This is a genomic window from Sphingopyxis sp. (assembly GCF_040216815.1).
Lineage (GTDB): Bacteria > Pseudomonadota > Alphaproteobacteria > Sphingomonadales > Sphingomonadaceae > Sphingopyxis.
The window spans coordinates 100,597-124,777 of sequence record NZ_JAVJOJ010000011.1; the positions used below are offsets into that span (position 1 = coordinate 100,597).

Genomic DNA, 24,181 nt, shown 5'->3' on the forward strand with positions numbered 1-24,181 from the left:
GTTGACGTTTACGTCAACTGGAAAGCGCGAACAGGGCACTAAACCCGTCTCCGCTAGATCAGCGCCTCAAGAAGTCCGATCAGCGGCTTGTCGGCGGGCGGCATTGCCAGCGCGTGAAGCTCGACCGGACGCACCCAGCGCAGCGCGCTGGCATGGTGCGCCACCGGGTTCCCGCGCCATTTGCGGCAGATATAGAGCAGCAGCAACAGGTGCCGGTCGCCGATCCGGTCGCTCGCGAAACAGGCGGGGGCAAGACAGGCATGATCGACGTCGATCGTCAATTCTTCCCTGAGTTCGCGGATAAGCGCTGCTTCGGGCGTCTCCCCCGTTTCCACCTTGCCGCCGGGAAATTCCCATAGGCCGGCCATCGCGAGCCCGTCCGGACGCTGTTGGACGAGCAAGCGTCCATCGCGATCGACGAGCGCCGCCGCGACCACGAAAAGTGAGGTTTTTGGCGGATTTCCGGGGGGTGGGGCGGGCAAATTGTTAACCTTCCTGTGCAATCATCGGCACCCTCGGGAACTATATTGCAGTCAGGGGCGGAGCAATGCGCAATCTTTACAGGCTGATGCGGTCGACCAGGGCCGCAACAGCCGTCGAATATGGGCTGATCCTGGCCCTGATCTTTCTGGCGGCCGTCGTTGCCGTCGGTAACGTCGCCAATTCCACCAACACCATGTGGGGCGACGTCTCCAACGCCGCGGAGGCGAATATGTAGGGCCATTGCCCGGCGTCCCATTTCGGGCCGTGAAGCCGCGTACAACAGCGCAGCCCATTAAGAGTTTCAAAACCTATTCGACCTAAACCGCCGATGTTGACCCAGACCAGACCGTCAACAGGGTAAGTGAAATCAGGAGACCAGTCATGAAGTTCATCAAGAAATTCGTTCGCGATACCAAAGCCGCCACCGCCATCGAATATGGCCTGATCGCGGCTCTCATCGCCGTCGCTGGCATCGCCGCGATGTCGGCTGTTGGCGAAAGCGTCGGAAACACCTTCAACACTGTGTCGAACGAACTCGACCAGTAAGATCGAGCTCCGTCGATGCACGCCGCCACGGCGGCGCGTTGACCGAACAGGAAGGGCGGCAGGGCAATCCTGCCGCCCTTTTCTTTTCTCTCTTGATCGCGCCCTATCGTGCGTAAACGACGATTTTCACTTTCTGACCCGGCGTCAGCCGGCTCGAAGCGGTGAGGCGATTGAGCACCTGAAAACGCTCGGTCTGATAATCGCTATAGGCCATCCGCCGTGCCAGCGTCGCCACTGTGTCGCCGCGGCCGACCGTCACGACATCGACGCGCCGGGGCCGGATCGCCGCCGCTTCCGACGCGCTCAGCCTTTGTACGCTGCCGAACATCGAATTGAAAACGCTGCTGCGCCCTGCCTGCGTCAGCGTGACGAAATGAAAAGCCTGGCTGCGGGAAAATTCATAGGCGAAGACGGTGACGTCGACCTGCCCTGACTGGCTGTTGACGCGGGCCGTCGAATAAAAGGCCGGGATTCCGTTCACCGTCGTACGCTGGATGGAACCGGGGCTGATCGACGCATTGCCTGCAATCGCGCGGAACACCGACGAAATATAGGCGTTCATGTCGCCGCTATAGGGGCCGGTCGAAAACTGACCCTGACCGCCATTGCCACTGATCGATACGGCAGCGGTGCCGTTCTGCATCGCATAGCCGCTGGGCACGGTGAAACGAAGGCGCAGATCGGGATGCAGGAAATTGCGTCCCTCGACCACCCCATGTGCGGGATCGTCGCCATAGAGCACGCCATCGACCGATGCCAGAAACGTGTCGGCATTGCGCATACCGCCGACGCCGCCCGCGCGGCCGGCCAGCGATTGCGCGTTGCGCACGCGCGAGGCCGGATCGGGGTGCGTGCTCGCCCATTCGGGAAGCGAGCGCGCATTCCCGCCCGCAAGACGCGCATCGAGGCTGGTCTGGTTGGCCAGGCTCGCGAGCATCGTCGACAAAGCCATCGGATCATAGCCGGCGCTGCGCAGATACTGGACGCCGAGTTGATCGGCTTCCAATTCCTGGCCGCGCGAGAAGCCCAGGGTCGCTAGCTGGGCAACGCGCATCGAATTGTCCTGAAGCAAGCCGCCGAGTCCGCCGAGCAGTCCGCCATTGTCGCCGATCGCACCGCCGAGCACCGCGCCCAGCACGCCAAGAATCGTATTGCGCGTCGCCGCCGACTGGCGTTTTTTGCTGTGCTGCGCGGCGACGTGACCGACTTCGTGCCCCAGCACACCCGCCAGCTCGGCCTCGTCGTTCATCAGCGCCATCAATTGCCGCGTCACATAGACATAGCCGCCGGGGATCGCGAACGCATTGTTTACCGGCGAGTTGAGCAGGGTAACGGTAAAATCGCTGGGCGACCGCGACAGGCCCGATTGGACGGCAATATTCTGTCCGACGCGGTTCACATAAGCGGCCTGCGGTCCGCTATAGGCGCCGCCAAATTCCTGCACCAGCTGGGGGTGGGCTTCATCCCCCTGTTTGCGTTCGGCGGGCGAAATGCTGGTTGCCGTCTTGATGGGCTTTGTCCGGGCATCGGCCGTGCCGTTCATCCCGCCGCCACCCGCAGCCGCACAGCCTGCCAGAATCGCGGCAACCGCCGTTGCTGTCGTCAACCGGCCCATGATCATGCCTCCCACCTTTGCTGTCATCGTTCAGACTATCCCTATCATTCCAAAGGGCAAGCGGTGACGCCGACGGAGCGGCTCACCCAACGCCCATGAAGGCAACGCGGACAGAAAGGATCGGGTTCCGAAAGGCGTCAGGCGCGGCCCATCGCGAGGAATTTCTCCTCACGCGACGCGAGCAGCGTATCGCGCGGCAGGCCGGAAAGTGCGCCAAGTTCCTGCTCGATGGCGTCGCCCAGCGCGGCAATCGCGACTTCAGGCGCGCGGTGCGCGCCGCCGACGGGTTCGGGAACGATGCGGTCGATGATCTTGAGCGCGAGAAGATCCTGCGCCGACATCTTCATCGCCGCAGCGGCGTCGGCGGCCTTGTCCGACGTGCGCCACAGGATCGAGGCGCAACCTTCGGGCGAAATTACCGAATAGACGGCATGTTCGAACATGAGCACGCGGTTGGCTGCAGCGAGCGCAATGGCGCCGCCCGATCCGCCCTCGCCGACGACGGCCGCGACCATCGGCACGCCGAGCGCAAGACATTGTTCGGTCGACCGCGCGATCGCTTCGGCCTGCCCGCGTTCCTCTGCCTGGATGCCGGGGAAGGCGCCCGATGTATCGACCAGCGTGACCACCGGCAGGCCGAAACGGTCGGCGAGCTGCATCAGACGGATCGCCTTGCGATACCCTTCGGGCTTCGCCATGCCGAAATTATGCTTCATGCGCGAGGGGATGTCGTCGCCCTTTTCATGGCCGATCACCATCACGCGTCGGCCGCGAAAGCGCGCGAGCCCGCCCAGAATTGCCTGATCGTCGGCAAAGTTGCGATCACCCGCGAGCGGCATCCAGTCGTTGAACAGACCCGCGACATAATGTTTGAAATGCGGCCGGTCGGGATGACGCGCGACCTGCGTTTTTTGCCAAGGCGTCAGCTTGGCATAGATGTCGCGGAGCAGTTTCGAGGATTTATCCTCCAGCCGCGCAATGTCGTTTTCGATGTTGAGCGACGGATCGTCGCCCATTTCGCGCAGTTCGGCGATCTGCCGATCGAGCGCCGCGACCTGTTTTTCGAAGTCCAGAAAGGCTGTCATGCGCCGTCGCTAGGACGATGACGGGCTGAGGTCAACGTCATCCATTCGGGCAAGCGGGTGCCGCTTATTGACCAGTTCGACGAGCCGGCGACTATCGACATGCGTGTAAATTTCCGTCGTCGCAATATCGGCATGACCCAGCATCAGTTGCAGCGCGCGCAGGTCCGCGCCGCCTTCGAGCAGATGCGTGGCAAAGGCGTGGCGCAGCACGTGCGGGCTGACTTTGGAGGGATCGACCCCGGCGCGGGCGGCGAGCTCGCGCAGCATCTGGAACAGCCGGACGCGCGAGATATGGTCCTTTCCGGACGGAAACAGCCATGGCGAGGCGTCCGGCACCAGCGGTAGCCAACGCGTCAATGCGGCGCGCGCGCGCTGCGAAAGCGGCACCAGCCGTTCCTTGCCGCCCTTGCCGCGAACGATCAGATATTCGCGCTCGGCCGCAACCGCCCGACGGGGCAGCGACACCAGTTCGCTCGCGCGCAAGCCCGATCCATAAAGCAGCTCGAGCAGCAGCAGCATGCGGATTGCCGCCGGCGGCGCCTCGCCGGCGGCGGCTTGACCCGCCTGTTCGAACAGGCGTTCGACGTCTTCATGCGTCAATATGCGCGGCAGCGGGCGGCGCGTCGCGGGGCGCGCGATGTCGAGCGCCGGATTGTCGGTGCGCTCGCCCTCGTCGAGCAGGAAGGCGAAAAACTGGCGAAGTGCCGACAGCTTGCGTGCCGCGCTGCTCGCCGCCAGCGACCGATAATCGGCCATCAGTTTGCGCAGCGCCGCCGCGTCGGCCTGGCCCAGCGATCCCTTGATCCCGTCCGCCGCCTGTTCGAGATCGCGGCGATAGGCGGTCAGCGTGTTCGGCGAGGCACCGCGCTCGGCCGCCATCATTTCCAGAAACCGGTCGATCAGGGCGCCGTCAGACACGCACCAAGGCTTCGGCGGCGATCATCCGGGCTTCGGCCGACAAGCCCACCCGATCGAGTGCACGGACGATATGATAGAGGTGGTAGGGCGGCACTTTCGACCATTCGCCCTGCATTCCCGTCGCGGCGAGCAGTGCGACCATACCGGGTTCGTTACGCTCGGCAGCCGCTTCGATCGCGCGCGTCCAGCGTGTTTGTCGGCCGAGATCGGCGTCGAGGTCGCGCGCGGCCGCCGCCGCTGCATCGGTGTCGAGCCGCCCAAGGCCCGCAAGCCCCGCCAGCAGGAATTTCGAGCGCAGATAATCGGCGCTGTCGTCATCGTCCGAAAAGCGTTCGACCGCGCCCGCGCTCATACCGCTCAGCGCGCGCGACGCCCCGACCGCCAGCACGCCCCATGCGCGGCTTCCCGTCGCTATATTCGGCGCCCAGACAAGCGCGTTCGCATCATATCCCGCCGCCAGCATCGACCCCAAAAGCTGCCACGGGTCGTCGCCGACGTCGGTGCCCGGCGGCAACGCCGCGGCCGCCCGTGCGGTGGCGACCATCGCGGCATAGGCCTCGGCGGGCGTGCCCGCTGCTCCCCATAATGCTTCCATCGCGGCATAACGGTCGGCCCGCGTGGCGCCACCGAACGCGGTACGCAGCCGATCGGTCTGGGCGCTCAGCGTTTCGCTCGGCTCTTCCTCTCCCGCCGCGGCGCTGAGCAGCGAGACATAGGCCTCGCTCGACAGCACGCCGCGCGCCGCCGCCTCGGGCGCCGCAGCGATGCGCGGCGTCATATCGGTCATCGGCGCGAGTACGGACCAGCCCTTCATATAAAAGGGCGCGGCGCTGCGCAGTGCGTCGGGCACCGGGATCGCCGTCGCGGTCGCCATACCGAACCGCCAGCTTGTCAGCCGATCGACATTATCCCATTCGATCGTCGTCGATCGCCGCCCGGCCCCCGTCGCCCCCAGCACGCGTTCGGCCAACAGGATGTCGAAGTTTGCAAGCTTGCCCGCCGATCGCACGCGGCCGATCGCCCAGCCCGCGGGGCCGGCTTCGCCCGACAGGCCCGAACAGATCGCCGACGCCAGGCGCCAGCTGTGCTCCTCACCATGCGCCAGCCCCGCCGGGACATAGGGACAGAGCCCCGCCGGATCGGCGTTGGCAAGATAGACCTGCTGCGCGGTTGCGACGAGGCGCGGACTGGCGCGGTCGTAATCGACCGACTGGACGATCCGCCGTGCCGCGGTCGATTCGCCCATGCGCAGCAACAGGGCCGCGCGCTCGGCGCCAAGGTCGGCGCCGTTGATCGTTGCCGGCGTGTCGATCGCCGAAACCAGCGCGCGGCGCAGCAATATCTGCCCCCAGCGCGAAGCGATCTGGCCATTCGTCCGGCGCATGATCGCGGCGGCATATTGACCGCGCACGCCGAAGGCGTCGGGGGCAAGGCCGCCCGTTTCGGGGGTCAGCGGTCCGATGCGCGTGAGCAGCCGGCGCGCGCCGGGGGGCAGGTCATATTTCAGGCCGCCCGATTCGATCTCGTCATCCTCGGCTTCGTCATCCTCGGTATCGGTGGCATCGCTGGTGCTGCCAGCCACCGTTGGCACGACGGGCGGCGGCGTGGCGCCGTTCACCGGCGGCGCCCCAGGGGCCGGTGACGGCGCGGGCGTCGGGGCGGGACGCGGCGCGGGCGTGTCGGCGGGGTTGCCGAACCCCTCCGGCAGCAACGATTCCTGTGCAATTGCGGGCAATACCAACACGGCGGCCGACAGACCGAGCGCCAATGAGAATGTGCTTCGCTTCATCGCAGTGCGCTTTCGGCCATCTTGTCGTTCACATCCACCTTTATCGTCGGCAAACGCACCGGACAGCGGCGCTTTTCCCGATCCGGTCGCCGTGCGCAATATCGCATTTGCACCGTTCATCCCATTTGATCCGCAGCAAAACCATTGTCCCGCGCGGTTCGGGCGGTATAGCCGCGCGCACCATGTCGCGAAACCCGAAAAGCCCGGCCCGTCCATCGTCGGCGGCCATCCCCGCGTCGATCCGCGCGCGGTCGATCGTGCTCGTCGGGCTGATGGGGTCGGGAAAGTCCACCGTGGGCCGCCGACTCGCGCAGCGGCTGGGTATGCGCTTCGCCGACGCCGACGACGAGATCGAGCGCGCCGCAGGCATGACGATTTCGGACATTTTTTCGCGTTTCGGAGAGCCGCATTTTCGCGACGGCGAACGGCGTGTCATCGCCCGGCTGCTGGCCGGAAAACCCATGGTGCTGGCGACCGGCGGCGGGGCCTTCATCAACGACGAGACGCGCACGCTGATCTTGCGCGACAGCCTGAGCATCTGGCTCGATGCCGACATTCCCACGCTGGTCGAGCGCGTCGCCCGCCGCAGCCACCGCCCGCTGCTCAAGGATCGCGACCCCGCCGAGGTGCTGCGCGAATTGGCCGCAGTCCGCAATCCCATCTACGCCGAGGCGCATCTGCGCGTGAGTTCGGCAAGCACGCCGCACGAACATACGGTGCGCGCGATCCTGGAGGCATTGGCGACATGGAAAAGCTGACCGTCGATCTTGGCCGTCGCAGCTATCCGATCCTGATCGGCGACGGGCTGATCCGCGGCATCGGCGCGCATGTCGCGCCTTTGCTGAAGCGGCCACGGACGATGATCGTCACCGACACCCATGTTGCGGACCATTATCTGATCCCGCTCGGCACGGCGCTCGCGATGGAGAATATCTCCTTTTCCTCCTTCGTGCTCGATGCCGGAGAGGCGACGAAAAGCTGGACGGGGCTGGCGCGCCTCACCGAATGGCTGATCGGTGAGGGGATCGAGCGCAGCGACCATGTCATTGCGCTGGGCGGCGGCGTGATCGGCGATCTTGTCGGCTTTGCGTGCAGCATCGTCAAACGCGGCTGCGACTTCATCCAGGTGCCGACAACGCTGCTCGCGCAAGTCGACAGCAGCGTCGGCGGAAAGACCGCGATCAACGTCGCGGCGGGCAAGAATCTGATCGGCGCCTTTCACCAGCCGGCGATGGTCGTGATCGACCCCACCACGCTCGAAACGCTGCCGCGCCGCGAACTCGGCGCGGGTTATGCCGAGGTCGTCAAATATGGGCTGATCGACGATGCCGACTTTTTCGCCTGGTGCGAAGCAAACGGCGGCACTTTGCTCGCGGGTGACAGCGCCGCGCGGCACAAGGCCATATCGCACAGCGTTGCGGCGAAAGCCCGCATTGTCGCCGCCGACGAACGCGAAACGCAGGATATTCGCGCCTTGCTGAACCTCGGTCACAGCTTCGGCCACGCGCTCGAGGCCGAAACCGGCTATTCGGACCGGCTGCTGCATGGCGAGGCGGTCGCCGCGGGTATGGTGCTTGCGCATCAGTTTTCGGCCGCGAACGGCCTTTGCCCGGCAGAGGACGCCGCGCGCGTGCGCGACCATCTGGCCAGCGTCGACCTGCCGCACAGCCTGGCGAGCGCGGGGATCAACACGGGGGGCAGCGAACTCGCCGCGCATATGGCGCACGACAAAAAGGTTCGTGGCGGCAAGCTGCCGCTCATCCTCTCGCGCGGTATCGGGCAGAGCTTTGTTACCGACGAATATGGCCTCGACACCGTCGCTGCCTTTCTCGACGGACAGCGCGGCGCATAGCAGCGCCAGGCGCTTCGATCACGCGGGGGCCGTATCCTCATCGCGCACCGCCTTCGACGAACGGCGGCGCTGGCGAAACGTCTCGAGCACGCTGTCGGCCTCGCGCCCGCCGCCCGGCTTGAAACGGTGATCCATGCCCGCGCGCAGATCGCCCTCGTCGAGCTGCACCGCCAGCCGCGTTTCGTCGAGTTGACGGAACGCCGCTTCGACATCCTCAATCTCGCGCGGGTCGATGTCGAGTTCCTCCAGCGCCTTCAGCCCCAGCGCGACCGAGCTTTCGAATACCTCCCGCACCGCGGCCGAGATGCCAGCACCGTCGATCGCAATCAGCTGACGGCGATCGAATACGCGCGCGAGCACCCTGGCATTTGGAAAGGCTTCGACGATCGGGCGCATCGTTGCGGCATCGAACGCCGCGTCGTCGATGCAATAGATGATGAGCTTGGCATCCTCGGCCCCTGCGCGGCGGAGCAGGTCGAGCCGCAGCCCGTCGCCATAATAGACTTTGGTGTCGAAGCGTCCCGACTGCTCGATCTGGCTCGGCTTCTTGTCGATCAGCGTCACCGAACAATCGACGGCATGGAGCATCTGCGCAACCGTTTGGCCGACGCGGCCGTATCCGATCACCAGCGCCGATCCGCGCGGCGCCTCTTCCGGGCCATCCATCGCCGGACCGTCGCGATCGGGCGCAAATTCCAGATTGCGCGCGAAGAGCATCAGGAACGGTGTCGAGATCATCGACAGCGTGACGACCGCGCTGAACAGGCTCGCCGCCTCGGGCGCGATGAGCAGCGCCTGCTGCGCCTGGGTGAAGAGCAGGAAGCCGAACTCGCCGCCCTGGCTCAGCAGCAATCCCAGGCCTAGTGCGGTTTTCCACGACTTGCCGAACGCCTTCACCAGCAGCGTCAGCACCGTCAGCTTGACTACCACGAGCGCTGCGGCGAGCCCCACGACGCGCATCGGGTCGGCGAGCACGACATTGATGTCGAGTACCATCCCCACGGCCAGGAAGAAGAGGCCGAGCAGGATCAGGCGAAAGGGTTCGACGTCGGCTTCGATCTCGTGCCGATAGGGCGAGTCGGCGAGCATGACGCCCGCGACAAAGGCGCCAAGCGCGGTCGAGAGGTGCAGGCTGTGCATCAGCGCGGCGCTGGCAAGCACCGCGAGCAGGCCGACGACGACGAACAATTCGCGCTCGCCATAGCGGCCGATGAGCTTCAGGAGCGGATTGAGGACGAACCTCCCGGCAAGCACCAGCCCGATGATTGCGCCGACGGTATAAAGCGCCAGAATCCAGCCCGGCGGCGCCGACGGATCGGCGGGTGCGCGCGACAGCGCGGCGACGATCGTGATCATCGGCACGATCGCGAGATCCTGAAAGAGCAGGATCGAAAAGGCTTTTTCGCCGAACGGCGAGTTGATCCGCCCCGAGCTTTTGAGCCCGGGCAGCACCTGCGCGGTTGACGAGAGCGCCAGCGGCAAGCCGAGCGCAATCGCGGCGGCCGGACTGAAACCGAGGACAAGGAAGATCAGAGCGGTCAGCACCAGTCCGGTGACGACCACCTGCGTCATCCCGAGCCCGAAGATCGCGCGGCGCAACTCCCACAGCCGCCGCGGATGCAGTTCGAGCCCGACGAGGAACAGCAGGAAGGCAATGCCGAGTTCGGCAATCGCGAGCTTCGATTCGCCGCCACCGACGAGCGCCAGCCCGTGCGGCCCGACAACCGCGCCGGCAATCAGATATCCGAGCACGGCGCCGAGGCCAAGGCGGCGGAAAATCAGTACGAAGAGCGTCGCGACGCCAAGCAGGATCGCGCCTTCGAGCAGCGCAGTGTCGGTCGCGGCCTCGGCCGCCTTTTCCGCGGCTTTTGACGCGCCCGCCGAATAGGCAAGCACCATCACGCTGCCGCCGCCCGTGCCTCGAGCGCTGCGATCGCGGCGTCGAAGGGCAGCAGGATTGCGCCGTGGCGCGCCGGATAGGCGCGGGCGGGGGCGAGCAGGTCGAACCCCGGCCAGTCGGGCAATTCTTCGCGCGATCCCGCAAACCAGCCCGCGATTTGGTCGCGCGCGCGATGGAGATCGGCGAGCCCGCGGCCGCGTGCATGGCGCGCGAGCAGCGCCGCCGACGCCTGCCCAAGCGCGCACGCCTCGACATGCAGGCCGACGCGCGTAACCAGGCCGTTTTCGTCGGTATCGAGGTCGAGGATGATCGCACTGCCGCAAAGCGGAGCGCGCCGGCTGACGCGGTGTCGCGCATCGGGGTTCGGCAGATATTCGGCGGTTGCGACCGCCAGCGCCAAAATGTCGCGGTTATAAAGCGGCGCGCTCATGATGCGTTCGCCCTGATTTCCGCTTCGCGCGCTTCGGCGCGGCGTTCGGCGACCACCTTGCTCATCGCCGCGCCGCTTGCGCTCAGCGCCGGGTAGGTGCGGCTGGAGGTCATCCATTCGGGGCGCGGCGCCGTGCCATAGCCGATGTCGTATAGCAGCGTCAGCAGCAGGAAGCCGATCGTTGCGATCAGCAGCCCCTTGATCGCGCCGAATCCGGCGCCCAGGCCGCGGTCGAAACCGCCGACGATCGAGGCACGGCTTCGCCGCCCCATCGCGAGCGAACCCCATTTCGCGAGCGCAAAGACGCCGCCGAACAGCAGGACAAAACCCAACACAGCTGCGCCGCCGCCCGCGCCAACCCACGGGCCGACCAGTGCTGTAACCGGCGCATGGAAAAAATATACCGCCGCGATCGCCAGCACCCAGGCGAGCAGCGTCGTCACTTCCTGCACCAGCCCGCGCATGAAACCGAGCACGGCGCTGCCGCCAACGATCGTCAGCACGATCATATCCAATGCCGTCAAATTTCCCATCTTCGCCGGGCTAGTCGCGACCGAGCATCAGGTCAACGAGTTCGCCGAGGCGGGCAAAGCCCGTGACGCCGATGCCGTTCACGCGCTTCATTCCCTTCGGCCCCCATCCGCTTGAAAAACCGAGCTTTGCGGCTTCACGAAGGCGCAGCGCGTCGTGCGCCACGGGGCGGACCTCGCCCGACAGCGACAATTCGCCAAAGACGATGGCATCGGCAGGCACCGGCCGCTCACTGAACGCGGAGATCAGCGCCGCCGCGACCGCGAGGTCGGCGGCGGGATCGGTGAGGCGATAGCCGCCCGCAATGTTGAGATAGACTTCGGCGCCGCCCATCTGGAGGCCACAGCGCGCTTCCAGCACCGCGAGCACCATCGCGAGCCGTCCACTGTCCCAGCCGACAACGGCCCGGCGGGGGGTCGCGCCGCTTGCGAGCCGCACGGTCAGCGCCTGCACCTCGACCAGCACGGGGCGCGTCCCTTCGAGCGCCGGAAAGACCACCGACCCCGGTACATCGCGGCTGCGGTCGGTCAGGAAGAGGCTCGAAGGGTTGCTCACCTCTCCCAACCCCTCTTCGCCCATCGCGAAGACGCCGATCTCGTCGGTTCCGCCAAAGCGGTTCTTCACCGCGCGCAGGATGCGATATTGATGGCTGCGCTCGCCCTCGAACGCCAGCACGGTATCGACCATATGTTCGAGCACGCGTGGTCCCGCGATCGTCCCGTCCTTGGTGACGTGGCCGACGAGGACGATCGCCGCGTCGCTGTCTTTCGCGTAACGGATCAGCTCCTGCGCGCTTGCGCGCACCTGGCTCACCGTTCCCGGCGCGCTGTCGATCAGGTCGCTGTGCATCGTCTGAATGGAATCGATCACGACAAAATCGGCGTTGCGACCGTCGAGCGTGGCCAGAATGTCGCGCACCGACGTTGCGCTGGCAAGCGCGACCGGTGCGTCGCCGAGCCCCAGCCGCTGTGCGCGCAACCGTACCTGCGCCGCTGCTTCCTCGCCGCTGATATAAACGACCGACTTGCCCGCTTTGGCGAGCTTCCCTGCGGCTTGCAGCAGCAGCGTCGACTTGCCGATCCCCGGATCGCCGCCGATCAGCGTCACCGATCCCGCGACGAAGCCGCCGCCCAGCGCGCGGTCGAACTCGGCGATCCCGCAGAGCATCCGGTCGGGCATCTTGCTGACCGCGTCCAGCGTTTCGAGCGCGAGCGTGCGGCCGCCTTTGCTCAGGTCGTGCTTGGCCGAAAAGACCGTCGCGGGCGCCTCCTCGACCAGCGTGTTCCATTCGCCGCAATCGGCGCATTGCCCCTGCCAGCGGTACGAAACGCCCCCGCAATTCTGGCAGACATATTGTCGTTTCGCTTTGGCCATGCGATCCCGCTTAGCGGGAACAAAAATGGAACGCTAGTGGATACTTTCTTGTCATTGCGAGAAGCGTAGCGACGCGGCAATCCAGCGCGGCATAAACCGCTCTGGATGGCTTCGCCCGGCTTTCGTCAGGGTCGCAATGACGGGGAAAGGGCAGTAGGGGGTATCGCAACACCGAATCACCTTCCCGCGAGAAAGCCCGTTCCATGAAATTCTTTGCCGACACCGCCGAAATCGCCGCCATTCAGGAGCTCGCCGCGACCGGCCTGCTCGACGGCGTCACCACCAACCCGTCGCTGATCGCCAAGTCGGGCCGCGACTTCAAGGAAGTGACGAAGGAAATCTGCGCCATCGTCGATGGCCCCGTGTCGGCCGAGGTCGTCGCGCTCGACCATGAAACGATGATGAAGGAGGCCGAAGTCCTTCGCAAGATCGCCGACAATGTCTGCATCAAGGTGCCGCTGACGATCGACGGCCTCAAGACCTGCAAGAAGCTCACCGGCGATGGCACGATGGTCAATGTCACGCTGTGCTTTTCGGCGACGCAGGCGCTGCTCGCCGCCAAGGCGGGCGCAACCTTTGTGTCGCCGTTCGTCGGCCGCCACGACGACAATGGCTTCGACGGAATGCAACTGATCGGTGACATTAAACTGATTTATGAGAACTACGGCTTTAAGACGGAAATCCTTGTAGCCAGTGTGCGCCACGGGATCCACGTCCTACAGGCTGCGCAGATCGGCGCCGACGTGATGACCGCACCCCCATCGGTCATCAAGGGGCTGTTCAAGCATGTCCTGACCGAAAAGGGCATCGAAGGCTTCCTCGCCGACTGGGCGAAGACCGGGCAGTCGATTTAACCGACCGGTCTTTACCGATGTTGTTGTCCCGGCCCCGGCCGGGGCGACGTCTATTCTTTCGGCTTCAACGCGTCGGCGAGCGATGCGGTGCCGCTGCCGCGCCTTGCGGGTTGCGGCTGGTCCGGGTGCGGCGCCCAGCCGCTGAAATGAACGATACGGAAAGTTTCGGCGATGCGGCCGTCGGCGTCGGCTCCCGCGGCGAAAGCCACTGCGATGCGCGCCGCTTCGTCGCGGGTCAGCGGGGGCGGCGCGGGGTTCAGCCGACTGGAGAGCCCCGTTGCGCGCAGATCGCGCGCGAGCGCGAACCAGTCGTCGTAACGCACGGTGAGCGCATCGACATCGACGACGGGCAGCGCGAAGCCGACACGCTGGAGCAAATTGCCCGTCGCGGCGAGGTCGATCTGCGGGTGCATCCGCGCGACCGGGCGCACCCCTTCTGCCATCACCGCCCGGCGAAGTCGCGGCAGGCTGCCGTCGCCGACGAACGCGCCGAGCAACAGGCCGTCGGGCGCGAGCAGCGCGCGCAGCCGCAGCAGCGCACCCGGTACGTCATTGACGCTGTCGAGTCCGCCCGGCCAGACGATCAGGTCGAAACTTTGAAATGGCAGCTCGATCGCATCGGCCTCGACGGCCATGGCATCCGCGCGGGCGGCAAGCCGTGGTCCGGCCTCAACGACGGCAAGATCGGTACCGCTGGCTCGCAGATGGCCGATCAGCGCCGCGTCGTGTGCGCCGATCACCAGCGTTCGCCGAAATGTGCGCGTCACCATGGCAAGCCGGTCGATCAGCGTTTCGGCGATGATCGGCGCAAGGAAATTGGCGGCCGCGGGAAGGCGGGCCATGCGATCGCGTTGCGCGCGGTGGCGGGCCGAGGAAAAGAGTAGCGGGGGAGGGGCAGACATGCGCCGCTTGTGCCGTCCCGCGCGATGCTTCACAAGCCGGGGATGGCGATGGCGACACCGGACGCACCAGAATCGGATCGGCCGACGGCGTTGGCGATCCGCTTCGCCCGCGCCGCGGCGCGCATGGTCGCCAACTATGCGCTGCCGCCGCGCTGTCCCGGCTGCGGCGCCGTTGTCGCCGAGGATCGGCAGTTCTGCCTGCCGTGCTGGTCGTCGCTGGATTTTCTGGGCGACCCCTGCTGCGCCAGCTGTTCCTTGCCGCTGCCGTCCGCGATGCCGGGCGAGTCGATCCACTGCGGCGCCTGTCTGGCGGAAGCGCCGCCGTTCGATGGCGCGCCGGCGGTCGTCGCTTATGGTGCGGTGGCGCGAACCGTCGCCCTGCGCCTGAAATATGGGCGGCGCACGGGACATGCGCGGCTGATGGCGCAGTTGATGGCGCGGCGGCTGGCGGCCCTCGGACCCGTGGAGGCGATGCTGCTCGTCCCGGTGCCCTTGCACCGCTGGCGGCTCTGGTCGCGCGGTTTCAACCAGGCGGCGCTTGTCGCCGACGAATTGGCGCGACTGACCGGGGCGTCGCGCGATTATCACCTGCTGCGCCGCGTCAAGGCGACCCCCTCGCTTCGCGGCAGGAGGCGGCGCGAGCGCGAACGCGTTGTCGCCGGGGCTTTTGCGCTTGCCGTCGATGCCAGGCTGCGCGCGGCGGGTCGCCACCTGATCCTGATCGACGATGTCCACGCCAGCGGCGCAACGCTGCGCGCCGCCGCGCGCGTGCTGCGCCGAAGCGGCGCGGCGCGGGTGTCGGCGCTGACCTGGGCGCGCGTGGTCCCCGACGCCGCAACCGGCAACGAATTTGACATTGCCTCGTTGGATTCCGATATGCAGGGCGAAAGGATGACAGGATAGGCGATGGCCAGGATTGAAGTGTATACCAAGGCATTCTGCCCCTATTGCACGCGGGCCAAGATGCTGCTGGACGACAAGGGCGCCGATTTTCGCGAAATCGACGTGACGATGGATCGGGCCGGCTTTGACGCCATGGTCGCGCGCGCCGGTGGACGCCGGACGGTGCCGCAAATCTTTATCGACGACCGCCACGTGGGCGGCAGCGACGATCTGGCCGCGCTTGACGCGAAAGGCGAACTCGACGCGCTGATCGGGCGCGCATAGGAGCGTCGGCCGTGATCGTGTTCGACCTTTGCTGCGCCGCCGGAGAGCACCGGTTCGAGGCGTGGTTCGCAAGCAGCGAGAGCTTTGCCGACCAGCGGGCCCGCGGGCTGATCGCCTGTCCGGTCTGCGGCGACAGCCAAGTCAGCAAGGCGGTGATGGCGCCGCGCATCGGTGCGAAATCGAACCAGCGGTCCGTTACGGGCCCCGCCGTGGCTGCGCCGGCACCGCCCACCAAAAACGAACCCTCGCCCGATCTTGTCCGCCGCGTGATGGCCGAAATCGCCGCGAAACAGGCCGAGATGCTGCCGCAGTCGCGCTGGGTCGGGCGCGATTTCGCGGCCGCGGCCCGCGCGATGCACGAAGGGCGCGCCGCCGAGGACCTGATTCACGGTCAGGCCTCGCCCGAAGAGGCAGAGGCGCTGCGCGACGAGGGCATCGCCGCCATGCCGCTGCTTGTCCCGATCGTGCCACCCGACGCGGTCAATTGATCCAAGCCGATTGACGCTGAGCGCGCGCCGCCGCTACACGACCCCGACGCGCCCGTAGCTCAGCAGGATAGAGCATCAGATTCCTAATCTGGGGGCCACAGGTTCGAATCCTGTCGGGCGCACCAATACACTGAAAGCGCCTAAATCTGCCAATCTTTCCCAAAGCCATCCCGAACAAAAGAGAGAACTCTGGCTGGTATTGGCCGATAGGCGAACATCAGGTCTGAAATGATCAGATCCTCCGCCAGCGGGAAGGGCGCGGTCACTCCTCAAAACCTTTCAACAGTTCTGTCAGCGCATTTTTATAGTCACCCTGAGCGTTGGAGGCAGTTGATCGGTCGCCCATCGCGGTTGCGATGGCCGCGCCGTGGGTGAGATCGACGAGTATATTCAGCCACAGGCGGACCGAGCAGCCGACAATCCCCCACAGGCACTCGAAGCGATTGTTCCAAGGCGGAATTGCAGTGCATCAAGAGCGTATATGCTCGTGATTGCCCGCCGTCCGCCTACCGCCGCTCGTCGCGGCGCTGCACCATTCGCCGAAAGGACCCTCGGATAATCGCGGGATATTCCCGAAGCGTGTGCTCACGTCCGTAGCATCGCGGGCGATCACCATGCGCGCCACGGAAGCGACATCGCTCCGGCCTCATGGGTTTTCGACAGGGAGTGTATGAAATGAATAAGACTGTTCGCGGGCGCCTGTTGGGTACGGGCGCGGCGTCCTTTGCCATTGGGATGGCGCTGTGTGCGGGATCGGCAGCAGCGCAAGACATGGCGAATGACGGCGTCACCGAGGGGGAAGCCATCGTCGTTACCGGTTCACGGATTGCGCGCCAGGATGTCGATGCGCCGGTTCCTGTATCGGTGGTGAGCAATAGCGACCTGCAATATGATGCGGCGCAGAACATTCAGGACACGCTGAATGAAATGCCGCAGGTAGCGATTGGCCTGACGCGCGCCAATTCCAACTTCCTGATTTCCGGGACCGGCGTAGCGACAATCGACCTCCGGGGCCTAGGCGAGTCGCGGACGCTGGTGCTTGTCAACGGCCGCCGCATGGTGGGCGGACTTCCGGGCGATTCGGCGGTCGACGTCAACAATATTCCTACCGATTTCGTCGAGCGGGTTGAAATTGTCACCGGCGGATCGTCTGCGGTTTATGGTTCGGATGCGGTCGCTGGCGTCGTGAACTTTATCCTCAAGGACAGGTTCGAGGGGGTGTCCGTCCGCGGGCAGACGGGGCTCACCGGGAGGGGCGACAACGCGCGCTATATGACAAGCCTAACGGCCGGTACCAGCTTCGGCGCCGACGATCGCGGCAATATCCTGATGAACTTCACCTACGACCGCGACGAAGGGCTGCTGTCGCGAAAGCGCGCGCGCTCGGCGCAGGATTGTGCCGGGCTGATCTGCGGCCCCGCGTCGTACAGCAGCTATGCGTCGCAGGGCCGGTTCCAGCTTGTCGATGCCGACGGCCTCGCCAACAATGCCTATCAGGGTGGCAGTCTGTTCACCTTCGACCGGGACAATAATGTCGTGGCAGGTTTTCCCGCCGGCGCCGGCTATAACCGAAACAATGATCGCTATATCTCGGTGCCGGTCGAACGCTATCTCGGGTCCGCGATTGCCAATTTCGACATCGCCGAGGGGACGAAGCTGTTTGGCGAGCTGACCTATGGGCGTGTGCGGTCGAACAGTCAGATCGAAGCCTTCGCGCTCGAATGGCTCGATGTTTATACCGACCCCGACGATCTCGGCATGTCGATAACCAACCCCTTTATTCCTGCAGAGGTTGCCGCGGCAATTGCGGCGCGTAACAGCGATGCCGATCCCGACAATGATGTTGCTGCAATCCAGTTCCGGCGCCGTCAAAACGACGTGTTCGACCGCAGCAATGTCGTACGTCGCGACACCTGGCGTGCGGTTGCGGGCATTCGCGGCGATCTCGGGTCGCGGTTCAAATATGAGGCCAGCTATGTTTATGGCTATATGAACGATTACAACGCCAGCGAGGACATCGACAATCGCCGCTATCGAAACGCGCTGAATGCCGTTCGGGTGGGTCCAGGCGATGTTCTGGGCGTTGATATCGTCTGCGCCGACCCCGCGGCTCGTGCGGAGGGCTGCATCCCGATCAATCTTTTTGGCTATGATACGGTCGATCCGCGCGCGGCCGCCTATGTTCAGGCGGTTATTCCCAAGTCGCAGGAAATTACCAATCAGCAGCATGTGGCCACCGCAACGCTCAGCGGCACGCCCTTCGATCTGGGCGCCGGCGACGTCGGCTTTGCGGTGGGCTTCGAATATCGCAAGGAGAAGTCGGTCAGCGACTGGGACATATTGACCAACACCGGCGGCAATTCGGGGAACCAGACCCCGGACCTTGTCGGCAGTTACTCGGTCAAGGAAATCTATGGCGAAGTGAATATCCCCCTGATCCGTGACAGCTTCGTCGATCATTTCGGCCTGATCGCGGCCGCCCGGCTGTCCGATTATTCGACCGTCGGCAGCGTGCTGAGCTGGAACGTCGGCGCCGAGCTGCAACCGTTCGGAGGGTTACGCCTGCGCGGCGTCTACGCCGAAGCGAACCGGGCGCCGAACGCATCCGAACTGTTCGGCCAACCTTCCGAAACCTTTGAGGCCGTCGCCGACCCATGCAACGGCGTGACGGCCTCGACGTCGAACGAATATGCGGCGGCCTGCCGCGCGATCCCGGCGATCCAGGCGGCAATCGCTGCGAACGGCGTGTTCGAATATACGCTCGCCGACCTGCAAGGGATTAACGGGTTTTTGGGCGGCAATCTGGACTTGCAGGAGGAGAAGGCGCGGACCTTCACCATCGGTGCGGTGATCACGCCGGTGCAGGTGCCCAATCTGTCACTGACTCTCGACTATTACGACATCGCTATCGACCGGGCGATCAACACGATCGATCGCACCTATTCGATCCAGCAGTGTTTGCTGACCGACCTGCCGCTCTATTGCGACAATGTCGTCCGCAATGCGAACACGGGCCGCGTTACCCGGGTCGATGGCCAGTTGATCAATGTGGCCGGATATAAAAACAGCGGCATCGACGTCGGCCTGCGCTATTGGACCGGGTTGGGTATCGCGCCCAACGATCGGCTGTCGATCACGGCCAACTATACCTACCTCATCGAAAATTCGACGCAGGCGGATCCGGTCGCGCCGGTCGAGGACGCCGCCGGCACCTTCGGGCAGGCTTTTTCACGCCACCGCTTCACCGGCCGGGCCGCCTATTCGGTCGATGATTTCACCTTCAGCTGGCAGACCAAGTTCATGAGCGGCGGTGATTATGTGCTGAACTTTACCAGCACCAATCCCGACATCCTCGCGCTGAACAAGATCGACGATTATTGGCTGCACGACCTGCAGGTCCGGTACGAGATCGATGAGAAGTACAGCTTCTATTTCGGGATCGACAATGTGTTCGACACGCAGCCGCCCTACCTGCCCGGCACCCCGTTCGGTACGCCGACAGGTCTTGAGACGGGCGATGCGTTCGATCTGTTCGGCCGCGCCTTCACAGTGGGAGCCAATATCCGCTTCTGATCGATAGTTTGACGGCAGAAAGGGGTGGGTTCGCATGAACCCACCCCTTTTATATGGCCGCGCTGTGGTTTTGGATAAGGGCTGTTCAACAGATACGGGATAGCCGCCGGGCGTGGCCGTCCTTGCCCCACGGACGCAGCCGCCATGGCTTATTTGCCTCGCCGGACGAAGAAGTGCAATTCGTGGGCTCTCGTCCTAATCTGCGGCGGGCGGGCGATACTCGGGAAGTTGCGGGCTTGCCGGTCTTTGCGCTGGCGGGGACTGGTGCGCACGTCCCGGCATGATAGGTCCCTCGCCGCCTTCCGGCGTTCCCTGCATCCGATGATTCGGGTTGGTGCCTTGACGGCCCTCATATTCGGAGAGCGGGGAACCATTGGGCCGCTCCGCGGGCTCGGCACGGCGCGGGATTTGCCCTCGGTCGAGCTGGCGCGGGTCGGCCATATGTCGATCGATAGCTTCCAGCTGTTGCTGGCGCGCCCGATATTCATCGGGCGCATTTTCACGGAGAAACGTCTGATAGCGCTCTTCGGCAAGGCGGACCCTTGCCGATTGGTGTTCGGCCATCCGGATCAGGTCCTGATTGCCTGGATCGTCGTCACGCCGCCGCATCGCATCGTCATATTGGCGGCGTGCCTCGCGCAGCTCGCGTTCCAGTGCGTCGCGTTCCTGCGCCGGATTTCGCTTCCTCCGCCCGCTCTCGTCCCCACGCTCTTCCTCGGCAGGCTTGCGCTTGACGCCCTGGCGCTCCGGCGGCTTTCGGCGCTGAGCGATGGTGATGTCGACAGCGCCCTGATCGGGAATGTGGACCGGGCCGCCCATCCATCGCCGTGATCCCGCGTCGGCACGCAAATCGCTGTTCATTTCCATGAGCACACCCTCCCAATGTGCGAGAGCGGCGGGATCGTCATTTTGCATTGCGCGCACGAAATCCAGGTCGGTGCCCAGCCGTTCAGGCGGCGTGGCCCGCCAGCGCGCGATGACCTCGGGAGGTACGGCCGAGCTTTCGGTTGGAGCCGCGTCGCGGGGGCGGCGGATTTCGCGCGGATCGATTTCGCCGCGCCGTCCGCGTTCCAGATTCTCGCGCGCTTCGCGTCGACTGTTCTCGATCTCGCGCCGCGATTCCGCCGCCGACGGGTTCGGCGTGGGAGGGAGCGTCTGCGCCGCAGCGGGGAGGGGCAGCGCCAGGCTCACGAAAAGTAGCGTGCGCAAAGGAATGGGCATAGGTCGTCCCCTATCTGTTCGGACGAAATGCCAAGCTGGATGCAATGGGCCGCGCAATCAGGTCCGCGACGAACGCGGGAACTCGGCGGCCAACGGTGGGTCTGCCTCCGCGTTATTGCCGCAATGCAGGCGAAGCGCGCGCATTCATCGCGCAGGCGGGCCGTTTGTCGCGGGGGCCGTGCTCATGCCCGCCGGAAACGGTCATATCCCTGACTGCCAATGAGCAGTCCCGCTTGCGTGGCGATGTCGGGGAGCGCGGTTCCGCACTCCCCGACATCAATGTCCCCGACATCGATCGGGCGCAGCGACCGGACCCGCCGCAATCGCATCAAGCGACCAATGAAAAAGAGTTGCCAAAATTGTGCAACAGGACCGGCAGAAGCACGCTTCCCGTCCGCAAACGCAACCAGACGGCAAGGAATGCGGGAAGGGCCGTCAACGTCATGGCGGCCCCGTCGAATGAGAAATGTCCGTCCGAATATCCGAAAGCATGGGCTATCCCGAACAGCATACAGGAAAGCGCCGCGCCCCAGCCCCAATCGACGCCCAGAAACCGCCACCGGCCCCGAAATGCCCGGCTGAGCGCAAACAACAATATCCCGCGATAGAAGAGTTCCTCTTCGATTCCGGGCATGGTCAGCTGAAAAATGGAGGTTTCCATGTCAGTCGGCCCGCCGGGGAAAGCAAGTGCGATGACGATGAAGAAGCCGCAATAGACGCCTGCGACGGGCAGCGTCGCGCGAAGGCTTCCTGGCTCCTGCGCAAGCGCAAGGCCAGAGGGGCGCCAGCCGAAGGCAGGCAGCGAAGCGATGACGAGAGTGGCGCCAAGGGCGAGTAGCTTGCCTTGCCAGTTCCATGATCCGCCGATCAGGTCAGGGAGCAGTCCATAAGCGCGGGTCAGAAGCGCATCGTTGAGCGCCACGAGCAGCGCCGCGACCAGAAGCCAGCGCAAGGAAAATCGCTGGCGATCAGTATAGCCCAACACCAGTCCCACCGACACCAGGACTGTCAGCGTTCCTCCCAACCCTATCAATCCGTTCACGATGTGCCTTTCGTTATCTGGAGCGAGACCGGAGCGGGTCTCCCGCGGTCCTGCAACAATTGTGATCGCGACGATCGGCAAGCGCGTTCGCGACGAACGCAGAGAGAGTTCGATGAACGGCGCCGGCCCGTCCTTCGGGCCATAAAAGCGTTGCCGCGGCAGTTCAGGCGTCCAAGAGGCTGAAGCGTTCGCCGGGATTTAGTCCCATTAGCCGGTGCCTTAGCGGCTTCAGATAGGTCCGCCCGACCTGCACCGCAGCGCCGGAGTGGAGCAGAATCCGAATATCGCCATATCCACGGTTGCGCACGGCGCTGATGCGATCGAGCCGGACGATCGCCGAACGGCGGACGCGAACATAGCGGTCGTGTCCCAATCGTTCGTGCAACGCGCCGAGCGTGGTTCGCAAAAGGAATGCGCGTTCGCCATTGTGAAGATGGACATAATCTCGTTCGGATTCGGCGCGCTCGATCTCTCCGGTGCGCAGCCGCACGAACTCGCTTCCGCGCATCGCCCAAATCTCTTCGCTGTCGCGCGGATCATTATTTGGGCCTGCGGACTCGCTCAACTCCATCAGGCGTCGTTCATGGTCGCGCGCCGCCGCCGACATGCGCTGATGATGCACCAAGAAGCGGACACGGGCGATCGCCTGTTCGAGGCGAGCCTGCGTGACAGGTTTCAGGACATAGTCGATTGCCTGGGCCTGAAAGGCCCGTATGGCATGTTGTTCGAACGCGGTTACGAAAATGACGAAGGGGCGATAGCCGTCCACATGGCCGAGCCTCGACGCCAGTTCGATACCGTTTGTCCCCGGCATTTGGATATCGAGCAGGACGATGTCGGGTTGTCGCTCCGCGATAAATGCCAGAGCGACGTCAGGATCGCAGCTCGATCCGATCAACCTCGTGCCGGGGATATCCCGAACGAGCATCGCCAGCCGCGCGAGCGCAAGCGGTTCGTCGTCTATCGCGACGATATCGACCGGCCTTTCGATGCGCCGTTTCATTGGGAAGGTCCACCAGCGGTCGCGAAGCGTAGGTAGGGTATGACCAATCGCACGCAAAAGCCGTCGGCGAGGATTTCGGTTTCCACTTGCCCGCGGCCCTCGCCGAACAAGGCGACACGATCCCGAACATTGCTGAGGCCGATCCCGGTGCCGCCGACAGCGATCCTTCCCGCATCGGCGTTCATGGTGACGCGTCGGTCGGTCACGGTAATGGCCAACAGGTCGCCCATTCGTTTGACGTCGATCTGGAGGTGGATGGCGCTATGCGGGCCGGCGAGGCCATGTTTTACGGCATTTTCGCCCAGCGGCTGAAGGATGAGCGCAGGTATAGCGGCATCCCATGCATCGGGCGCGATACTGAACGCAAAGGATAGGCGGTCGCCGAACCGCAGCCGTTCGATGGCCAGATAGGATTCGGTCGTCGCGATTTCGTGGGCCAGGCTCACGTCGTTTTCGGCAGCCACCATCATGGTTGCGCGCATGAAGTCGCTGAGGCGGCAGATCATCGCATCGGCGACGCGGTTCCCTCCTGTCGCGACCAGCGCTGCGATCGAATTGAGGGCGTTGAACAGGAAATGCGGATTGAGCTGAAGGCGCAGCGCCTTGGCCTCCGCCCGGCGCCGAGCGCCCAGCGCCTCATCATGCTGCCGCGCCGCGACTTCCACCGAATGCCGCGCCTGAAGCAGCGTCAGGGCGAGCAGGCAGCACAGGAAATGCAGCGTGTAAACGTAAATGCCAAACCCGAACTGGCGATGCTCGCTCGGGACATAGGCCTGCCAGTCGGCAAAGAGAATCGTCGCCGCCACGCGGACCACGGAATAATCGACCACGCCCTGCGCCATCGCTGCGCCGATAGCCAGCGGGACCAGTGCAAACGCCGTTGGGACCGGACCGAGATGAAGCAATCGTCGCCGCACCTTTTCGAGCGCCAGGGTCAGAGCCGGAGCGGTGAGCATCATTGGCAGGCTGATGACGATATTGCTGACCAGCGTGGATCGTCCCCCGGCCCACATGATCAGGTCGATCGCCAGATAGCTTGTGGTCCATATGGCGAAGACCAACGGCTGCGCAGCTGCCGACACGTCGGCGCGCTTGGACATAAAGGAATCCGGAAACGGCTGAATCATGGTGCCCATCGCTGTTCGGTGTTGGCGGCGGTTTAGATCGCCGTCGCCGCAAAAGCCATGATGGCGGCCTGATGGCCAGCTGATTTTCCAATGATGTAGTGCATTAAAATCATGATCTTTTTTTGCATGAAATGCAGCCATTGATCGCGTGAGTGCGCCGTTGGTCGCGGCGCCTATCCCGGCGATGGCGCCGGTCGGCCAATGCGCCGGGCGCTATGTGGACTCCCCGGTCGCGTGGCGTTGCCGGCGCGCGCACTGCGCGCTCCGGCAACCATTCAGGT

Annotated in this window: 23 protein-coding genes and 1 tRNA gene; 10 read left to right on the forward strand and 14 right to left on the reverse strand. The window is 64.7% G+C overall.

Translation table 11 applies throughout. The features are described 5' to 3' along the window. Positions 1–53 precede the first annotated feature (53 nt). Complete coding sequence (locus RIA72_RS15525; protein ID WP_350032974.1) at positions 54–482, reverse strand: (deoxy)nucleoside triphosphate pyrophosphohydrolase; 429 nt, start codon at positions 480–482, stop codon at positions 54–56. A gap of 65 nt (positions 483–547) precedes the next feature. On the opposite strand from RIA72_RS15525, the gene RIA72_RS15530 reads away from it, so the two are divergent. Beyond that, the gene (locus RIA72_RS15530; protein ID WP_350032975.1) at positions 548–718 is read left to right on the forward strand and encodes a Flp family type IVb pilin; all 171 of its coding nucleotides are present in this window, start codon (positions 548–550) and stop codon (positions 716–718) included. 146 nt (positions 719–864) lie between these two features. Further along, entirely contained in the window at positions 865–1,029 is a 165-nt protein-coding gene (locus RIA72_RS15535) for a Flp family type IVb pilin (protein ID WP_350032976.1), read from the forward strand. A gap of 103 nt (positions 1,030–1,132) precedes the next feature. Here RIA72_RS15535 and RIA72_RS15540 read toward each other — a convergent pair whose 3' ends face one another. The 4 genes from RIA72_RS15540 to RIA72_RS15555 form a co-directional block, all read right to left on the reverse strand. Then, on the reverse strand, positions 1,133–2,671 hold the full coding sequence (locus RIA72_RS15540) for a M48 family metalloprotease (protein WP_502957972.1): 1,539 nt from the start codon (positions 2,669–2,671) through the stop codon (positions 1,133–1,135). Positions 2,672–2,781: 110 nt separating this feature from the next. After that, the gene (locus tag RIA72_RS15545) at positions 2,782–3,729 is read right to left on the reverse strand and encodes an acetyl-CoA carboxylase carboxyltransferase subunit alpha (RefSeq protein WP_350032977.1); all 948 of its coding nucleotides are present in this window, start codon (positions 3,727–3,729) and stop codon (positions 2,782–2,784) included. 9 nt (positions 3,730–3,738) lie between these two features. Beyond that, entirely contained in the window at positions 3,739–4,611 is an 873-nt protein-coding gene (locus tag RIA72_RS15550) for a tyrosine recombinase (protein ID WP_502957978.1), read from the reverse strand. 28 nt (positions 4,612–4,639) lie between these two features. Beyond that, on the reverse strand, positions 4,640–6,436 hold the full coding sequence (locus tag RIA72_RS15555; protein WP_350032979.1) for a hypothetical protein: 1,797 nt from the start codon (positions 6,434–6,436) through the stop codon (positions 4,640–4,642). A gap of 182 nt (positions 6,437–6,618) precedes the next feature. On the opposite strand from RIA72_RS15555, the gene RIA72_RS15560 reads away from it, so the two are divergent. Further along, positions 6,619–7,194 (forward strand): shikimate kinase, encoded by a 576-nt coding sequence (locus tag RIA72_RS15560; RefSeq protein ID WP_350033207.1) that lies wholly within the window; start codon positions 6,619–6,621, stop codon positions 7,192–7,194. Continuing rightward, positions 7,182–8,288: a 3-dehydroquinate synthase gene (aroB, locus tag RIA72_RS15565; RefSeq protein WP_350032980.1), complete on the forward strand. Its 1,107-nt coding sequence runs from the start codon at positions 7,182–7,184 to the stop codon at positions 8,286–8,288. The genes RIA72_RS15560 and aroB overlap by 13 nt, the downstream gene beginning before the upstream one ends. Positions 8,289–8,306: 18 nt before the next feature. Here aroB and RIA72_RS15570 read toward each other — a convergent pair whose 3' ends face one another. Genes RIA72_RS15570 through radA form a run of 4 tightly spaced genes read right to left on the reverse strand, consistent with a single transcriptional unit; the run spans position 8,307 to position 12,523 of the window. Beyond that, complete coding sequence (locus tag RIA72_RS15570; protein ID WP_350033208.1) at positions 8,307–10,187, reverse strand: cation:proton antiporter domain-containing protein; 1,881 nt, start codon at positions 10,185–10,187, stop codon at positions 8,307–8,309. After that, positions 10,187–10,618: an iron-sulfur cluster assembly scaffold protein gene (locus tag RIA72_RS15575; RefSeq protein ID WP_350032981.1), complete on the reverse strand. Its 432-nt coding sequence runs from the start codon at positions 10,616–10,618 to the stop codon at positions 10,187–10,189. Before RIA72_RS15575 ends, RIA72_RS15570 begins: the two co-directional genes overlap by 1 nt. Beyond that, positions 10,615–11,151, reverse strand: a complete 537-nt coding sequence (locus RIA72_RS15580; protein WP_350032982.1) for a CvpA family protein — start codon at positions 11,149–11,151, stop codon at positions 10,615–10,617. Before RIA72_RS15580 ends, RIA72_RS15575 begins: the two co-directional genes overlap by 4 nt. A 10-nt stretch (positions 11,152–11,161) precedes the next feature. After that, positions 11,162–12,523 carry a DNA repair protein RadA gene (radA, locus tag RIA72_RS15585; RefSeq protein WP_350032983.1) on the reverse strand — a complete coding sequence of 454 codons (1,362 nt, stop codon included), beginning with the start codon at positions 12,521–12,523 and terminating at the stop codon, positions 11,162–11,164. A 203-nt stretch (positions 12,524–12,726) separates the two neighbouring features. Here radA and fsa point away from each other — a divergent pair, with 203 nt between their 5' ends. After that, complete coding sequence (gene fsa / locus RIA72_RS15590; RefSeq protein WP_350032984.1) at positions 12,727–13,377, forward strand: fructose-6-phosphate aldolase; 651 nt, start codon at positions 12,727–12,729, stop codon at positions 13,375–13,377. 50 nt (positions 13,378–13,427) lie between these two features. Here the strand turns inward: fsa and RIA72_RS15595 are convergent, their stop codons facing one another. Further along, positions 13,428–14,219 (reverse strand): methyltransferase domain-containing protein, encoded by a 792-nt coding sequence (locus tag RIA72_RS15595; RefSeq protein WP_350032985.1) that lies wholly within the window; start codon positions 14,217–14,219, stop codon positions 13,428–13,430. 108 nt (positions 14,220–14,327) lie between these two features. Between RIA72_RS15595 and RIA72_RS15600 the strand changes: the two genes are divergently transcribed. From RIA72_RS15600 to RIA72_RS15620, 5 genes are all read left to right on the forward strand, one after another. Further along, positions 14,328–15,182 carry a ComF family protein gene (locus RIA72_RS15600; RefSeq protein ID WP_350032986.1) on the forward strand — a complete coding sequence of 285 codons (855 nt, stop codon included), beginning with the start codon at positions 14,328–14,330 and terminating at the stop codon, positions 15,180–15,182. 3 nt (positions 15,183–15,185) lie between these two features. Continuing rightward, positions 15,186–15,446, forward strand: coding sequence for a glutaredoxin 3 (grxC, locus tag RIA72_RS15605; RefSeq protein ID WP_350032987.1), 261 nt, complete (start codon positions 15,186–15,188; stop codon positions 15,444–15,446). A gap of 11 nt (positions 15,447–15,457) precedes the next feature. Next, a complete protein-coding gene (locus RIA72_RS15610; RefSeq protein WP_350032988.1) occupies positions 15,458–15,934 on the forward strand; it encodes a DUF1178 family protein in 477 nt (158 codons plus the stop codon). Between the two features lie 48 nt (positions 15,935–15,982). Next, positions 15,983–16,059, forward strand: a tRNA-Arg gene (locus tag RIA72_RS15615). A gap of 550 nt (positions 16,060–16,609) precedes the next feature. Next, complete coding sequence (locus tag RIA72_RS15620) at positions 16,610–19,507, forward strand: TonB-dependent receptor plug domain-containing protein (RefSeq protein ID WP_350032989.1); 2,898 nt, start codon at positions 16,610–16,612, stop codon at positions 19,505–19,507. Between the two features lie 195 nt (positions 19,508–19,702). Here RIA72_RS15620 and RIA72_RS15625 read toward each other — a convergent pair whose 3' ends face one another. The 4 genes from RIA72_RS15625 to RIA72_RS15640 all read right to left on the reverse strand — a co-directional run bounded on the left by RIA72_RS15625 (position 19,703) and on the right by RIA72_RS15640 (position 23,873). Continuing rightward, positions 19,703–20,728, reverse strand: a complete 1,026-nt coding sequence (locus tag RIA72_RS15625; RefSeq protein WP_350032990.1) for a hypothetical protein — start codon at positions 20,726–20,728, stop codon at positions 19,703–19,705. A 328-nt stretch (positions 20,729–21,056) separates the two neighbouring features. Next, the gene (locus RIA72_RS15630; protein ID WP_350032991.1) at positions 21,057–21,851 is read right to left on the reverse strand and encodes a CPBP family intramembrane glutamic endopeptidase, BDIM_20840 family; all 795 of its coding nucleotides are present in this window, start codon (positions 21,849–21,851) and stop codon (positions 21,057–21,059) included. A gap of 82 nt (positions 21,852–21,933) precedes the next feature. Continuing rightward, positions 21,934–22,773 carry a LytR/AlgR family response regulator transcription factor gene (locus RIA72_RS15635; protein ID WP_350032992.1) on the reverse strand — a complete coding sequence of 280 codons (840 nt, stop codon included), beginning with the start codon at positions 22,771–22,773 and terminating at the stop codon, positions 21,934–21,936. Beyond that, entirely contained in the window at positions 22,770–23,873 is a 1,104-nt protein-coding gene (locus tag RIA72_RS15640) for a sensor histidine kinase (protein WP_350032993.1), read from the reverse strand. The genes RIA72_RS15635 and RIA72_RS15640 overlap by 4 nt, the downstream gene beginning before the upstream one ends. Between the last annotated feature and the right edge of the window lie 308 nt (positions 23,874–24,181).

Bases quoted from the DNA above. Each gene is read 5' to 3' on its own strand.
- RIA72_RS15530 (WP_350032975.1), top strand. From the start codon at position 548: ATGCGCAATCTTTACAGGCTGATGCGGTCGACCAGGGCCGCAACAGCC.
- RIA72_RS15535 (WP_350032976.1), top strand. From the start codon at position 865: ATGAAGTTCATCAAGAAATTCGTTCGCGATACCAAAGCCGCCACCGCC.
- RIA72_RS15540 (WP_502957972.1), bottom strand. From the start codon at position 2,671: ATGACAGCAAAGGTGGGAGGCATGATCATGGGCCGGTTGACGACAGCA.
- RIA72_RS15545 (WP_350032977.1), bottom strand. From the start codon at position 3,729: ATGACAGCCTTTCTGGACTTCGAAAAACAGGTCGCGGCGCTCGATCGG.
- RIA72_RS15550 (WP_502957978.1), bottom strand. From the start codon at position 4,611: ATGATGGCGGCCGAGCGCGGTGCCTCGCCGAACACGCTGACCGCCTAT.
- RIA72_RS15555 (WP_350032979.1), bottom strand. From the start codon at position 6,436: ATGAAGCGAAGCACATTCTCATTGGCGCTCGGTCTGTCGGCCGCCGTG.
- RIA72_RS15560 (WP_350033207.1), top strand. From the start codon at position 6,619: ATGTCGCGAAACCCGAAAAGCCCGGCCCGTCCATCGTCGGCGGCCATC.
- aroB (WP_350032980.1), top strand. From the start codon at position 7,182: ATGGAAAAGCTGACCGTCGATCTTGGCCGTCGCAGCTATCCGATCCTG.
- RIA72_RS15570 (WP_350033208.1), bottom strand. From the start codon at position 10,187: ATGGTGCTTGCCTATTCGGCGGGCGCGTCAAAAGCCGCGGAAAAGGCG.
- RIA72_RS15575 (WP_350032981.1), bottom strand. From the start codon at position 10,618: ATGAGCGCGCCGCTTTATAACCGCGACATTTTGGCGCTGGCGGTCGCA.
- RIA72_RS15580 (WP_350032982.1), bottom strand. From the start codon at position 11,151: ATGGGAAATTTGACGGCATTGGATATGATCGTGCTGACGATCGTTGGC.
- radA (WP_350032983.1), bottom strand. From the start codon at position 12,523: ATGGCCAAAGCGAAACGACAATATGTCTGCCAGAATTGCGGGGGCGTT.
- fsa (WP_350032984.1), top strand. From the start codon at position 12,727: ATGAAATTCTTTGCCGACACCGCCGAAATCGCCGCCATTCAGGAGCTC.
- RIA72_RS15595 (WP_350032985.1), bottom strand. From the start codon at position 14,219: ATGGCCCGCCTTCCCGCGGCCGCCAATTTCCTTGCGCCGATCATCGCC.
- RIA72_RS15600 (WP_350032986.1), top strand. From the start codon at position 14,328: ATGGCGACACCGGACGCACCAGAATCGGATCGGCCGACGGCGTTGGCG.
- grxC (WP_350032987.1), top strand. From the start codon at position 15,186: ATGGCCAGGATTGAAGTGTATACCAAGGCATTCTGCCCCTATTGCACG.
- RIA72_RS15620 (WP_350032989.1), top strand. From the start codon at position 16,610: ATGAATAAGACTGTTCGCGGGCGCCTGTTGGGTACGGGCGCGGCGTCC.
- RIA72_RS15625 (WP_350032990.1), bottom strand. From the start codon at position 20,728: ATGCCCATTCCTTTGCGCACGCTACTTTTCGTGAGCCTGGCGCTGCCC.
- RIA72_RS15635 (WP_350032992.1), bottom strand. From the start codon at position 22,773: ATGAAACGGCGCATCGAAAGGCCGGTCGATATCGTCGCGATAGACGAC.
- RIA72_RS15640 (WP_350032993.1), bottom strand. From the start codon at position 23,873: ATGTCCAAGCGCGCCGACGTGTCGGCAGCTGCGCAGCCGTTGGTCTTC.